The organism is Buttiauxella sp. JUb87, from assembly GCF_004361975.1.
GTDB classification, from domain to species: Bacteria; Pseudomonadota; Gammaproteobacteria; order Enterobacterales; family Enterobacteriaceae; genus Buttiauxella; species Buttiauxella ferragutiae.
In genome coordinates, this window is record NZ_SNVY01000004.1 from 78,437 (window position 1) to 92,638 (window position 14,202).

General features: G+C 47.8%; 15 protein-coding genes and 1 tRNA gene. 8 read left to right on the forward strand and 8 right to left on the reverse strand.

The genetic code is table 11. From position 1 onward, the window contains the following. Positions 1–60 precede the first annotated feature (60 nt). Entirely contained in the window at positions 61–948 is an 888-nt protein-coding gene (locus EC843_RS16190; RefSeq protein WP_133522603.1) for a D-hexose-6-phosphate mutarotase, read from the forward strand. Here EC843_RS16190 and EC843_RS16195 read toward each other — a convergent pair. Both EC843_RS16195 and EC843_RS16200 read right to left on the reverse strand, forming a co-directional pair. Further along, positions 945–1,796: an aldo/keto reductase gene (locus tag EC843_RS16195; RefSeq protein ID WP_133522604.1), complete on the reverse strand. Its 852-nt coding sequence runs from the start codon at positions 1,794–1,796 to the stop codon at positions 945–947. The genes EC843_RS16190 and EC843_RS16195 overlap by 4 nt on opposite strands. A gap of 91 nt (positions 1,797–1,887) precedes the next feature. Then, positions 1,888–2,637: a MipA/OmpV family protein gene (locus EC843_RS16200; protein WP_133522605.1), complete on the reverse strand. Its 750-nt coding sequence runs from the start codon at positions 2,635–2,637 to the stop codon at positions 1,888–1,890. A gap of 484 nt (positions 2,638–3,121) precedes the next feature. On the opposite strand from EC843_RS16200, the gene yeaG reads away from it, so the two are divergent. The 3 genes from yeaG to EC843_RS16215 all read left to right on the forward strand — a co-directional run bounded on the left by yeaG (position 3,122) and on the right by EC843_RS16215 (position 7,056). Further along, a complete protein-coding gene (gene yeaG / locus EC843_RS16205; protein WP_064547656.1) occupies positions 3,122–5,056 on the forward strand; it encodes a protein kinase YeaG in 1,935 nt (644 codons plus the stop codon). Between the two features lie 70 nt (positions 5,057–5,126). Continuing rightward, complete coding sequence (locus tag EC843_RS16210) at positions 5,127–6,410, forward strand: YeaH/YhbH family protein (RefSeq protein WP_133522606.1); 1,284 nt, start codon at positions 5,127–5,129, stop codon at positions 6,408–6,410. A gap of 199 nt (positions 6,411–6,609) precedes the next feature. Then, positions 6,610–7,056 carry a DUF441 domain-containing protein gene (locus EC843_RS16215; protein WP_064547727.1) on the forward strand — a complete coding sequence of 149 codons (447 nt, stop codon included), beginning with the start codon at positions 6,610–6,612 and terminating at the stop codon, positions 7,054–7,056. 5 nt (positions 7,057–7,061) lie between these two features. Here the strand turns inward: EC843_RS16215 and EC843_RS16220 are convergent, their stop codons facing one another. Next, positions 7,062–7,850, reverse strand: a complete 789-nt coding sequence (locus EC843_RS16220; protein WP_133522607.1) for a helix-turn-helix transcriptional regulator — start codon at positions 7,848–7,850, stop codon at positions 7,062–7,064. Positions 7,851–7,947: 97 nt separating this feature from the next. On the opposite strand from EC843_RS16220, the gene EC843_RS16225 reads away from it, so the two are divergent. Next, entirely contained in the window at positions 7,948–9,156 is a 1,209-nt protein-coding gene (locus EC843_RS16225; protein ID WP_133522608.1) for a CynX/NimT family MFS transporter, read from the forward strand. On the opposite strand, the gene EC843_RS16230 is transcribed toward EC843_RS16225, so the two are convergent. Next, positions 9,157–9,864: a CTP synthase gene (locus EC843_RS16230; protein ID WP_133522609.1), complete on the reverse strand. Its 708-nt coding sequence runs from the start codon at positions 9,862–9,864 to the stop codon at positions 9,157–9,159. Between the two features lie 155 nt (positions 9,865–10,019). Between EC843_RS16230 and EC843_RS16235 the strand changes: the two genes are divergently transcribed. Then, the gene (locus EC843_RS16235) at positions 10,020–10,547 is read left to right on the forward strand and encodes a DUF523 domain-containing protein (RefSeq protein ID WP_133522610.1); all 528 of its coding nucleotides are present in this window, start codon (positions 10,020–10,022) and stop codon (positions 10,545–10,547) included. Positions 10,548–10,561: 14 nt separating this feature from the next. Here EC843_RS16235 and EC843_RS16240 read toward each other — a convergent pair whose 3' ends face one another. From EC843_RS16240 to EC843_RS16250, 3 genes are all read right to left on the reverse strand, one after another. Next, positions 10,562–10,867, reverse strand: a complete 306-nt coding sequence (locus tag EC843_RS16240; protein WP_064547669.1) for a hypothetical protein — start codon at positions 10,865–10,867, stop codon at positions 10,562–10,564. 159 nt (positions 10,868–11,026) lie between these two features. Next, entirely contained in the window at positions 11,027–11,185 is a 159-nt protein-coding gene (locus EC843_RS16245) for a YqaE/Pmp3 family membrane protein (RefSeq protein ID WP_064547671.1), read from the reverse strand. A 280-nt stretch (positions 11,186–11,465) separates the two neighbouring features. Further along, complete coding sequence (locus tag EC843_RS16250) at positions 11,466–11,675, reverse strand: cold-shock protein (RefSeq protein WP_034456078.1); 210 nt, start codon at positions 11,673–11,675, stop codon at positions 11,466–11,468. Positions 11,676–12,055: 380 nt separating this feature from the next. Between EC843_RS16250 and EC843_RS16255 the strand changes: the two genes are divergently transcribed. Together EC843_RS16255 and EC843_RS16260 are read left to right on the forward strand one after the other, a co-directional pair. Next, positions 12,056–13,486, forward strand: coding sequence for a lytic transglycosylase F (locus EC843_RS16255; protein WP_232886923.1), 1,431 nt, complete (start codon positions 12,056–12,058; stop codon positions 13,484–13,486). A 104-nt stretch (positions 13,487–13,590) separates the two neighbouring features. Continuing rightward, a complete protein-coding gene (locus tag EC843_RS16260; protein ID WP_074388583.1) occupies positions 13,591–13,833 on the forward strand; it encodes a DinI family protein in 243 nt (80 codons plus the stop codon). A 285-nt stretch (positions 13,834–14,118) separates the two neighbouring features. Here EC843_RS16260 and EC843_RS16265 read toward each other — a convergent pair. Continuing rightward, positions 14,119–14,194: transfer RNA gene (locus EC843_RS16265), tRNA-Thr, on the reverse strand. Positions 14,195–14,202 lie beyond the last annotated feature (8 nt).

Sequence of the window (14,202 nt, forward strand, 5' to 3'; positions counted from 1 at the left end):
AATCCTGAAGGGCGACTGTGGTCGCCCTTTTTTTTCGCCTTTGATCGATAGGTTGAACAAATGATTAATAAAATTTTTGCCCTTCCGGTTATTGAACAAATCACCTCTTCTGTGTCTCGCCGCCAAATTGACGAGCTGGAAGTTATCGTTGTTGACCATCCACAAGCTCGCGGTTCTGTGACATTGCAAGGCGCGCACCTGCTGTCATGGAAACCTGCTGGTGAAGAAGAAGTGCTTTGGCTGAGCGACAACACCCCATTCCAGGACGGTAAAGCCATTCGTGGTGGTGTGCCAATCTGCTGGCCATGGTTTGGCCCTGCCGCGCAATCAGACTTACCCGCGCACGGTTTTGCCCGTAACTTGCCATGGGCTTTGAGCGCACATAACGAAGATGAAAGCGGCGTTTCTCTGACTTTCGAATTACAAAGCAGCGATGCAACTCGTAAATTCTGGCCACACGATTTCACCCTGTATGCACGTTACAAACTCGGTAAAACCTGTGAGATGGAACTGGAAGCGCACGGCGAATTCGAGGTTAACTCCGCACTACACACTTACTTTAATGTTGGCGATATTGCTGATGTGAAAGTGAGCGGGCTGGGTAAAAAATATATCGATAAAGTGCTTAATGCTTCTGAAGGCCAGTTAACTGACGGCGTGCAGACCTTCCCGGACCGTACTGACCGTGTGTATCTGGAACCAGAAGAGTGCAGCGTTATCCATGATGCAAGCCTGAACCGCGCTATCAATGTTGTACATCACCATCACGTTAACGTGGTTGGCTGGAACCCTGGCCCGGCATTGTCTGCTTCTATGGCAGATATGCCAGACGATGGTTACAAGACTTTCGTTTGTGTCGAAACGGCCTGCGCAAGCGCACCGCAGAAAGCAGCTGCAGATAAACCTGCACGCTTAGCGGCGACACTGAGCGTCGCGAAAAAAGCTTAAACCATATCTAAAGGCGTTTTGCGGCCCGGTGCCGGGAACGCCTTTTCCATCAAAGTGATTTCTTCCTGCTTCAATGTAATCTCAAGCGCCAGGGCATTTTCTTTGACATGCGCCACACTGCCTGCTTTTGGAATTGCGACCACACCTTCATGATGAATGACCCACGCCAGCAGTAACTGCGCAACCGTCACCCCTTTTTGCTGTGCAAGATCATTAAGCACAGGATGGTTCATCAACCCGCTACGCAACCGGCCTGCTTGTGCTAACGGGCAATAAGCCATCACCGGCATTTTTTGCTGCTGGCACCAGGGAAGTAAATCATGCTCAACGCCACGTGAGGCAAGATGATAAAGCACCTGATTGGTGGCACATTCGCGCCCACCCGTAACACTCCACAACTCCTGCATATCTGCATAGTCGAGGTTTGAAACACCCCAACGACGAATTTTGCCCTGTTGCACCAGTTGCTGCATAACGCTGACCGTATCTTCCAGTGCAATATCCCCGCGCCAGTGCAGCAAATAAAGATCGAGATAATCCGTTTTTAGCCGTTTCAGGCTCTGCTCGCAGGCCTGAATAGCGCTCGGCCCAGCGGCATTCCAGGGGTAGACTTTCGAAACGAGGTAAACCTCATCACGCCTGCCGCTAATAGCTTCACCCACAACTTTTTCTGCCCCACCATTGGCATACATTTCTGCCGTGTCGATGAGAGTCAGGCCGAGATCGATGCCCGCTCTTAGTGCATTCACCTCTTCGACATATTGCGCAGACTTTTCCCCCATATACCAGGTGCCTTGCCCAATTGCCGGTAACGGTTGTGTTCCAGAAAAGATTATTTGTTTTGCCATCACATCCCCCTTAACTCGTTGCACCACCATAATGCAAACGGGGCGCAAGCGCCCCGGATAAGTGCATAAATTGCACTGCGTTAGTGCGCGACTAAAAACTATACGTAATGCCTGTCATCAAAATTCCCGTCCACTCTTTATCAATCATCGGGCTATCAGTGACTTCATTAGCCAGGTGCACGTAGCGACCCATACCGAAGACGTTCCAGCTATCTGTCAGCCTATAGTTTACAGACAGTTCAACGTACGGTGCCCAGCTGCTATCCGGGTCATAGGAATCTAAACCGCTGCGCTGCGACTCACTCTTAGTGATGCCATAGTAATATTCATTCTGGTTTTCGCTGCTCAAGGTTATCCCGATACCCGGCGTAAACGTCAATCTGTCGCTGTTGTAGCGATACAACCAGGCGGTATCCCAGTTTACGCCGTTGCTATTGCCCAACGTGTCACCCGCCAGCACAGTGCGCAAGAAACCATATTGCGTGTTATGTACATAAGAAAGCCCGGCCATCAGAGTCGCTTTGCGATTATCCAACTGGCGCATGCTTTTAGAGTCGCTGTCTTTCGCTCGGAAGAAGATAGGCGAATAGTAGGTAATGATGGAAAGCTTGTCAGCCTGGTCATTCCACAAGTAGTAACCTGCGGTTAAGCCACGCAGGTAGAAACTCTCCCCCTCATAACCCACCATTGGGATCGGATACAAACGGTCTTGATCGCCTTTGTACATGTTAGGCGTTACCAGAGCTGCCGCCCCTACAGACCAGGGGCCATCTGCTGCTTGCGCCGCAGGAAAAGTTGATGCAATGAGTACACCCAATGTAATAATTTTGAATTTGCTCACAATCCTTTAAGTCCTTTAATCAAATAATTAGCAATTAGAGTGTAACTCCCTTGCTTTCTCACCCCAACTTTTTTACCAATTTGATACATCAGAGCAACTGAACAACATCTCGCAAACAGGTTTCATCTTCTTTTCAGTTTTATGAATCACATGTGATACCAACCACTTCCCTTTACAACAAAAGGAGAATTATTTGGATGAGTTATTGATATGTCATTGAAATTGGCTTGTGGCCGTATGCAAGTTTTGCAAATGCCATCTACGCTTTATTTTAGGAAGATGAAATACGCTGAACGCGGCAATGAAAATGCCACGCTACCCTGAAACATTCGAGTTGCAGTAAACGCGCTTACAACTTGAATATTGACGGGTAAGAGAAGTTGGCATAAGGGTTGCTCGAGATTCAGGAGACGTCTTCCGGGAGCCTCCATTACTCATACGAACGGCTCTCTAACCTGTGCTAAATACGAAAGGACGGCATACCATGAATATATTCGATCACTATCGCCAGCGTTATGAAGCTGCCAAGGACGAAGAGTTCACACTGCAGGAGTTTCTTGCAATCTGTAAGCAAGATCGCAGTGCCTATGCCAATGCGGCAGAACGGCTATTGATGGCCATTGGTGAGCCAGTGATGGTGGATACTGCCACAGAGCCCCGGCTGTCCCGTCTCTTTTCGAATCGGGTAATTTCCCGTTATCCGGCGTTTGAAGAGTTCTATGGCATGGAAGAAGCCATTGAACAAATTGTTGCCTACCTGAAACACGCAGCCCAGGGACTGGAAGAGAAGAAACAGATTCTCTATTTATTGGGGCCTGTGGGTGGTGGTAAATCATCACTCGCTGAACGCCTGAAAGCGTTAATGCAGCGCGTACCAATTTACACGCTGAGTGCTAATGGCGAACGCAGCCCGGTGAATGACCACCCGCTGTGCCTGTTTAATCCACAAGAAGATGCTTCTATTCTTGAAAAAGAGTACGGCGTCCCTACCCGCTATCTGGGCACTATTATGTCGCCGTGGGCGGCAAAACGTCTGCATGAGTTTGGCGGCGACATCACAAAATTCCGTGTAGTGAAAGTCTGGCCATCGATTCTGGCGCAGATTGCGATTGCCAAAACTGAACCGGGTGATGAGAACAACCAGGATATCTCAGCGCTGGTCGGTAAAGTGGATATTCGTAAACTGGAAAACCACGCGCAAAACGATCCTGATGCTTATGGCTATTCTGGTGCACTGTGCCGTGCAAACCAGGGCATCATGGAATTTGTCGAGATGTTCAAAGCACCGATTAAAGTGCTCCACCCGTTGCTGACCGCAACCCAGGAAGGCAACTATAACGGGACCGAAGGCATCTCTGCCCTGCCGTTTAACGGTATTATTCTTGCGCACTCCAACGAATCTGAGTGGGTGACGTTCCGTAACAACAAAAATAACGAGGCCTTCCTTGACCGTGTTTACATTGTCAAAGTGCCTTATTGCCTGCGGATTTCCGAAGAGATAAAAATCTACGAAAAACTGCTCACGCACAGTGAATTGTTACATGCACCATGCGCCCCGGGTACCCTGGAAACGCTGGCACGCTTCTCGATCCTTTCGCGTTTGAAAGAGCCAGAAAACTCAAGCATGTACTCCAAAATGCGGGTGTACGATGGTGAAAGTTTGAAAGACACCGATCCAAAAGCGAAATCGTACCAGGAGTACCGCGATTACGCTGGTGTAGACGAAGGCATGAACGGGCTGTCTACACGTTTTGCATTCAAAATCCTCTCTCGCGTGTTCAACTTTGACCACGTTGAAGTGGCAGCAAACCCGGTGCATTTGTTCTATGTGCTGGAGCAGCAGATCGAACGAGAGCAGTTCCCGCAGGAGATGGCCGAGAAATACCTTGAGCATCTGAAAGGCTACCTGATCCCGAAATACGCTGAATTTATCGGTAAAGAGATTCAGACCGCGTATCTCGAATCTTACTCAGAGTACGGGCAAAACATTTTCGACCGTTATGTTACCTACGCTGACTTCTGGATTCAGGATCAGGAATACCGCGACCCGGATACCGGCCAGCTGTTTGACCGTGAATCCCTGAATGCGGAGCTGGAAAAAATTGAAAAACCTGCTGGCATCAGCAATCCGAAAGATTTCCGTAATGAAATCGTCAACTTTGTACTGCGTGCCCGCGCCCATAACAATGGTCGTAATCCTAACTGGACGAGCTACGAGAAGCTGCGCACGGTTATCGAGAAGAAAATGTTCTCGAACACCGAGGAATTGCTGCCGGTTATTTCGTTCAATGCCAAAACCTCTACCGACGAGCAGAAAAAACACGATGACTTTGTCGATCGTATGATGGAGAAAGGCTATACGCGCAAACAAGTTCGCCTGCTGTGCGAATGGTATCTGCGGGTACGTAAATCTTCATAACGGCTGAGTCAAAGATGGGGCCACACAGTGTGGCCCCCCTGCGCAGTTGGCAAAGAAGTTTGGGGGAACTATGGCCTATTTTATTGACAGGCGACTGAACGGCAAAAATAAAAGTGCGGTTAACCGCCAGCGCTTTTTGCGCCGATATAAGGCACAGATTAAACAGTCGATTTCCGAGGCCATCAACAAGCGTTCGGTCACCGACGTGGATAGCGGCGAATCGGTCTCGATCCCAAGTGAAGATATCAGCGAACCGATGTTTCATCAGGGTCGTGGCGGTCTGCGCCATCGTGTTCATCCGGGCAACGATCACTTCGTGCAAAATGACCGCATTGAACGCCCGCAAGGGGGTGGCGGAGGGGGCGGTGCGGGTCAAGGCCAGGCAAGCCAGGATGGTGAAGGCCAGGATGAGTTCGTCTTTCAAATTTCGAAAGACGAATATCTCGACTTATTGTTTGAAGATTTAGCCTTGCCGAATCTGAAGAAGAATCAGCATCGCCAAATTACTGAGTTTAAATCCCATCGAGCGGGTTACACATCGAATGGCGTACCCGCCAATATCAGCGTGGTTCGTTCGTTACAAAACTCGCTGGCCCGCCGCACCGCGATGACTGCGGGTAAACGTCGTCAGTTACATGAGTTAGAAGACTGTCTTGAAACGGTAAGCAACAGCGAACCTGCGCAGTTGCTTGAAGAAGAACGCTTGCGCAAAGAGATTGCTGAACTGCGCGAGAAAATTGCCCGCGTACCGTTTATCGATACCTTCGATTTACGCTACAAAAATTATGAAAAACGCCCTGAGCCTTCAAGCCAGGCAGTTATGTTCTGCTTAATGGATGTCTCCGGTTCGATGGACCAGGCCACCAAAGATATGGCTAAACGCTTTTATATTCTGCTCTATTTGTTCCTGAGTCGGACGTATAAAAACGTGGATGTGGTTTATATCCGCCACCACACCCAGGCCAAGGAAGTCGATGAGCACGAGTTCTTTTACTCACAGGAAACCGGTGGCACGATTGTTTCAAGCGCCCTGAAATTGATGGATGAAGTGGTGAAAGAGCGCTACGACCCGGCATTGTGGAATATCTATGCTGCACAGGCTTCAGATGGTGATAACTGGGCAGACGATTCGCCGTTGTGTCATGAATTACTGGCGAAGAAATTACTGCCGATGGTGCGTTATTACAGCTACATTGAAATCACCCGCCGCGCCCACCAGACTCTGTGGCGCGAATACGAAGACTTACAGTCAACGTTTGATAACTTCGCCATGCAGCATATTCGCGATCAGGATGATATTTATCCGGTATTCCGTGAGCTGTTCCATAAGCAGGCGAGTAATAGTTTCAGCTAACACCACAAGTCAGCCAGTTTTATTCTGGCTGACTTTTTAATCCCTCCCGCTTAATTGCAAAATCTTAATTTTTATCATGCAATTGCACAAAATCCTCTGTATCGACTTAAAAAGGCTGACGTCACAGCACACCTGCGCGTAAAGTTATTAATAACAATAAAAACAGCCTTCTCTTTATATTTCGCAAGGAACAGCTATGATCTTCGACTCTACGCTATTAATCCTGTTGGCGCTTGCCGGACTGGGTTTTGTCAGCCATAACACTACCGTTGCGGTATCCATTCTGGTGCTCATTATTGTCCGAGTTACCCCACTGAGTCAGTTTTTCCCGTGGATTGAAAAGCAGGGGCTGACCGTGGGGATTATTATTCTGACCATTGGCGTTATGGCTCCGATTGCTAGCGGTACTTTACCTGCAAGTACACTGTTGCACTCGTTTACCAACTGGAAATCACTGGTTGCGATCGCAGTCGGCGTGTTCGTCTCATGGCTCGGCGGTCGTGGTGTGACCTTAATGAGCAGCCAGCCGAGTTTAGTCGCCGGTTTGCTGGTAGGAACGGTTTTAGGTGTCGCATTATTCCGCGGAGTGCCCGTCGGCCCGCTGATTGCCGCAGGGCTTGTGTCGCTCGTCATTGGTAAACAGTGAATCAGCTACTGTGGTTCTAGCGAGGCTAGATAGCGCCCAGGTGTATTACCGAGCGCTTTTTTGAACATCGTAATAAACGCATTGGTCGAGTCATAGCCGAGTTCGCTGGCCACCTTTTGCACCGAAGCACCACCAATTAATAGCTGCAGCGCGACAATCAGTTGTAACTGTTGTCGCCAACGGCGAAAACTGAGCCCCGTTTCTTTCACCACCAGCCGGGCAAGGTTGCGCTCGCTCATCGCCAGTTGTGAAGCCCATTGCTCCAGCGTCTGACGTTGCTGTGGATCCGCAGCCATTCGTTCAGCAATAAAGCGAATTTTAGGATGCCCCGACATCGGCAAATGCAATTGCTCTACAGCCTGGCGCGGCAATTCATCGAACAAAACCTGAACCAGCCGGTGCGTCTCCGGTTGCGCTAAATTGCGTTCATTTTGCTGTGTCAGATGCAGGATCAATTCACGCACTAGCGGAGTAATTCGCAACGTGCAGCATTGTGATGGCATCTCCACAACATCGGGTTCGATAAACAGAAAACAAAGTCTGGCGTTCGCGGTCGCACGATTACTGTGTGGCATTTCACCGGGGATCCAGACTGCATGCTGTGTGGGAACCATCCACCTCGCCTGTTCAACTTCACAAGTAATCCCGCCATGCAAAGCCAGAATCAGTTGGCCTTTGCGATGCTGATGGAAGGCAATTTCGTTCTCACTTTCAGAAACCAGGATGCTAAACGCCTGAGCAGGATGTCGATTGCTATCAGGGTCGAATCCTTCCAGGGCTAAGCCACGCTCCATAATATTGTCCGATTTTAGGGATAAGCTGGCATTTTACGTTGATTTCTTCCATTCCCAAAACATGTATCTTGTGCGCATCGTCTTACGAGGTATGTGTATGTCTTCAATTTCAACTTCAAATGTGAAAAAAAACGGTCTGCTGCTGCTCGGCATTTTAATGATAGCCACCACGCTGCGCGTGACGTTTACCGGCACGGCGCCATTGCTGGATATGATTCGCGCATCCTTCAGCCTCACAACTGCACAAACGGGCGTGCTTACCACCCTGCCACTTTTAGCCTTTGCGATTGTTTCTCCACTGGCGGCAGGGATTGCACGCCGGTTCGGTATCGAACGTAGCTTGTTTGCAGCTATGCTGATTATCTGTGTAGGAATTGCTGTACGTTCGATGGGAAACACGGTGCTGCTCTATAGTGGCACCGCGATTATTGGCTGTGGGATCGCCATGGGGAATGTGCTTTTGCCCGGATTGATTAAGCGCGATTTCCCAGGGCAAGTGGCGCGACTCACTGGTGCGTATTCACTGACCATGGGCGTTGCTGCAGCTATCGGCTCAATGATGGTGGTTCCCATCGCGCAACACGGTTACGGCTGGCCTGGCGCACTGATGGCGCTGATGGTTTTCCCCGTGGTGGCATTGCTAGTTTGGCTGCCGCAGTTGTCGAATCACAACATATCGACCTTAAGCAACAGTAATGCCTTACATAACCGGGGGATCTGGAAATCTGCGCTTGCCTGGCAAGTGACTCTGTTTTTGGGGATCAACTCGCTCATTTATTATGTGGTGATTGGCTGGCTGCCTTCGATACTGATAAGTCACGGTTATAGTGAAGCGCAGGCAGGTTCGTTGCATGGCCTGATGCAATTAGCCACCGCCGCCCCCGGTTTATTTATCGGCATGATTTTAGGCCGAATGAAAGACCATCGCGGCATCGCCATCCTCATGGCCTTGTTGTGTGGACTGAGCGCAATTGGTTTACTGTTAATTCCAGACTTCGCCAGTGTTTGGGTCGTGATATTTGGCTTTGGCTCTGGTGCGACGATGATTCTTGGCCTGACGTTTATCGGCCTGCGGGCAAATAGTGCGCATCAGGCCGCCGCATTGTCTGGTATGGCGCAATGTATGGGATATTTATTAGCGGCTTTCGGGCCGCCGATGATGGGGAAAGTACACGATCTCTCTGGCCAGTGGAGCTTGCCACTGCTTGGGTGCGCAGTGTTGGCGTGCGTGATGGCGGTATTTGGTGGTTTTGCCGGGCGTGATGCACAGATCATCAGCCCAGCACAACCTGGCCACCCTTCCTGATTAACGCTGCGCCGCTTTTAGCAACGCTTCAACTAGCGGCGCAGGTTTATCCTTCAATGCATTACGTTCGTGCTGGAAAAGTGTTCCGACAAAAAAAGGATGTCCACGAAGCTCAACTACGCGGATTTCACCTTGATTATCCCACCCGGTTGGCTGCAATTGAGATGTCTCCAGTTGCCCGGCAAAAAAGTCGGCAATACCGTAATTGCAATGGTAGCCTTCTTCAATTATCGAACGCCCATAGGCCTCAGCGATCAGTGACCCAGGTTTTAGCTCAATAGCATCGGATTTCTCCACCAGTGAGCAACTCAATGGCCCAATGACCAGGCTTCCCTGTTGACTCGTTTCTGCATGAACCGCATCTCCCAAATCCAGGACATTGCGCGCATATTCAATAACGGCGTGCTGGAAGCCACCGCATGTGCCAAGAAACGGAATTTGGTTCTCACGAGCGTAACGGATTGCCAGAAAGGCACCGTCTTCATTTTGATAGGGGCTAGCAGGAACACACCAGATGGCGTCATACCCCACCAGATCCTCCGGACTTGTTACTTCAGGTGTAGGCAGCCAGTCATAGTCAACAGTTACGTCAAGGTATTCAGCTGCATTATCTAAAGCCAGAGGAATTGCCTTGTGTGCGATCACCGCAGGGTTGTAATCACCCACCAGCGCAACACGCAGCGTTTCTTTCAAAGGTAATGGAGGCATTTATTTGATTATCCTTATGTTTAACAGCAGCTACTACATAAGGAATAATAGAGTATGCCACTACCTTTTGCCTTGCAACGCCCAAAATTAGCAGGGTGGCGCAGCACCATCACAGTAGTGTACCGTACTTTTCTCACCCGACTTTACGTGGCGAAATGAAAACAAAAATACTGATTAGTGCTTGCCTGATGGGCTTTAAAGTTCGCTATAACGGGCAGGATAAACCTCTCATAAATAGTGTGTTAGCACGCTGGCAACAAGAACAACGGCTCATCGTCCATTGCCCTGAATTGGCCGCAGGCCTCACGACGCCGCGTTTGCCTGCCGAACTAGTGGGTGGTAGTGGCCCTGCTGCGCTTAATGGCGATGCAAAAATTCAGGAAAGTGATGGTTCAGATGTGAGTCAGGCATATCTATTGGCAGCTTTCCTGGCATTAAAAACGGCTCAAGACTCTGGATGTCGCCTGGCATTAATGACCGATGGCAGCCCAACTTGCGGCAGTACGAAGATTTACCACGGAACTTTTCAGGGAGTCACACAACCTGGAATGGGAGTGGCTGCGGCATTACTACGACAAAATGGTATCGAGGTTTACGCTGAAGGTGAGCTTCCTGCGTTAATTGCCCGCATTGAGGCTTTAGACGGAGAGTTAACGCATGAAGAAGATAGCTATCGCGAATGAAGCCCAACAGTCGATCACTGCACAACCTGCTGTTGTTCGCTCTCTGGCAATAATGTCTTGTCGAGTGGCATCAGATATTCTGCCCGAACAAAGGTATAACCTTCGCGCCCATCGAACGCCACCACATTACCCGTCACCAACCATAGCGGATGATTTGCATCATGAGGAAGTTGCGTTACTACACCAGTAACCGGATTAACAAAACTTTCGCCAGGCTCGCACAGGCCAAAAAGCTCGACTGATTTACCGATGTTCACACGCCCTGCGGCAGTACGGGAACCAATAATCATTGCCAGCATTCCCGGCTTTAACTGAAACATAAAACGACTCTGTAGCTCATCAAATAATTGGCTATATCAGAACATTCTTAGGTGTAAAAGTAAACAGAGGGCAGATAAATCCAGCCGGGCACCTCTGGCGAGCGACTCATGTTGTCACCCGCCCCGCCAGCTTTTAAACAATGAATAGGTTTTATTTTATTAATCGCGGGTTTGCACCCAAAACGCGTGGATTAATCCAGGAATATAGCCCAACAGTGTCAGTACAATATTCAGAATAAATGCCCAACCGAATCCTTTAGCCAGCAATACACCAAGCGGTGGTAAAATAATCGTAAAAACAATACGCCAAAAGCCCATAAAAAAACTCCAGTTATTAATGTTATATACATATAAAAAAGTATATTCCGCTACAAGCATAGTCTACTCAGCGTAAACCAACTGAAGGTATATCGTTAATTAATGTAAAGAACAGCGATAACCTTATTAATATTATGTGATTAATAATAAGGAAAAAAGCGGGGTTTAGTGGATTTTAGATAACAAAAAACCCGCACATGGCGGGTTTATTCACTTTGACTTCCGGCTCGGGTTATTCACCGTCTTCGCATGCGTCAGTCGCAGTTATGCGTTAGCAGTCTTACAGAGCAACAACGTTAGTTGCTGATGGACCTTTAGCGCCGTTCTCAACAGAGAACTCAACTTTCTGACCTTCGTCCAGAGTTTTGAAATCATTGCTCTGAATGGCAGAGAAGTGAACGAACACATCTTTGCTACCATTGTCAGGAGTGATGAAACCAAAACCTTTTTCTGGGTTGAACCATTTTACTAAACCAGTCATTTTAGACATAGATACTTCCTCAATATTTTATAGCCATTTTATATGGCGAACGTGGTCTGTATTGCAGAACGTTTCTTATTTAGGCACTTAGGAGGAGACTCACGAAGAAGGGTATCTGATGACTTGATAGCGCTTGAACTGAGGACTGCTTTACTAAAACTGCTTTCATAAGGTCTGTCTTCCAAACCGATGACGCATTAACGCACGGCAGCGTTCTGGAAGCAAGAATTATTTTCAAATAATAATTTTCTCATTAACATAAACCCCCTTCCGTACCCATTTCTGTAACGCTGCATATGGAGTATTTTTCAATCAAAACATCATCGCGCGAGCTATAGTTAAACGGTACGCAACCAGAATTTTTAGGTGATGTCACCATGGTGCGCTTAATGTGGGTGTTACTCTTACTTTCCTCATTTTTGCCGATGACGCATGCAGCCACCGATGACCAGCCTTTGAAGTTTGATACTCAAATCAATACGGTTTTTGGTGACTATGATGTGATGAAACAGCGGCGCATCATTCGCGTTTTGATTCCTTATAGTAAAACTTTTTACTTTATTGATAACAATGGGACTCAGCGGGGCATCATGTTGGAGTTGATGCAACAGTTTGATAAACAAATCAATAAAGGTCTTAAACCTTCACAAAAAACACATCTTGTTTTTATACCAACAGCACGGGACCAACTTATTCCTCAGCTTATCGCCGGACGTGGCGATGTCATCGCTGCTAACTTGACGATCACTCCTGAACGCGAAAAACTGGTCGATTTCAGTACGCCGTTAGTAACCAATGTCCCTGAGTTGGTCATTGCGAGTAATAAGGCACCCGAGCTCAAAAATGCCGATTCGCTTTCGGGGCAATCCGTGTTTGTCAATCCGTCGACGAGTTATGTCTCCAGCATTGAAACACTGAATAAGAGCCTGGCCGAGAAAAAACTGCCACCCGTAGTCGTTATCAAAGCCCCTGGTAATTTCGAGCCGGAAGACATTCTGGAGATGGTGAATGCCAATCTTGCCGATTACACCGTAGTCGATCGTTACCTGGCCATATTGTGGACACAGATTTATCCAAACCTGGTCGTTTATGAAAATATTACACTCCGTGATGATAGCTCTATCGCATTGGCAATGCGTAAGAACTCCCCTCTTCTGAAAGCACAGCTCGATGAATTTACTGCCGCGCATAAAATTGGCACTTCTTTTGGTAATCAGCAGGTTTATAAATATTTGCGCAACACCAAATGGGTAAAAGATGCACGTTCACAAGCTGAATTAGAGAAGTTTCATCAGGTTACAGAAATTTTCCGCAAATACGGCGAGCAATACAATGTCGACTGGCTGATGATGGCCGCACAAGGGTATCAAGAGTCACGCCTTGACCAAACAGTTCGTAGCAAAAGTGGCGCAATTGGAGTGATGCAGGTACTGCCAACAACCGGCAAAGAGTTAAAAGTCGGCGATATTAGGTTGATCGACCCTAATATTAATGCAGGGGTAAAATATATCCGTTTTATGCGTGATCGTTATTTTGCTGATGAGAAAATGACCGATCTAAATAAATTACTTTTCACTTTCGCCTCTTATAATGCTGGCCCAGCCAAAATAGCCCGTCTACGCAAAGAGGCAGCAACCAAAGGACTTGACCCTAATATCTGGTTTAACAATGTCGAACGTATTGCACAACTACGTATCGGCAATGAAACTGTTCAATATGTAAGCAACATCTTCAAGTATTACGTAGCCTACCAACTCATAATGGAACAGGCGAAAGCACGTAAGGCTGACACCCCACCTGATGCCAGTAAAGTGGAATAGGCAGCGCAATTTTTTTATTGAGTTTCTTTTTTGGGTAACTCCACTTGCCTTGAATGCAGAGATTTATTACTGTACAAAAACACAGCTTTAAGAGGGTAGTATTAATGTTCGTTGAATTGGTTTACGACAAACGAAATGTGGCGGGACTTCCCGGTGCAAATGAAAAGATTCTTGCAGAATTAACAAGGCGAGTTCACGGCCTCTTCCCTGATGCGCAAGTCAGGGTGAAACCAATGCAAGCTAATGCAGTAAACAGTGATTGCACCAAGAATGAAAAAGAGAAAATTAACCGTCTGGTTGAAGAAATGTTCGACGAAGCAGATTTTTGGCTGGTTTCTGAAGAGTAAATATCATCCGAGGTATTGCTGAAACGAGGATTTTCACGAGTTTTCTCCTGTTCTGAGCTACGCAATACTATGCCCAAAATCTTTTAAACAGGTCGAGAAAGCATGAGAAAAACAACGGTGATATTAATTGTGGTGGCAATTGTAGTTTGGTTTGCAAGCCATCAGGGGTGGATCTAACCCCAGAGTCATTGAGGAAGTGTTTGCCGTTAAGCTTCCTCTCAATCACTTCACATTGGCTAAGGCACAGACGAAAAAAAACCACCTGAAAGGTGGTTTTTTTAAATATGGTGCCGACTACCGGAATCGAACTGGTGACCTACTGATTACAAGTCAGTTGCTCTACCTACTGAGCTAAGTCGGCGTGGAGAA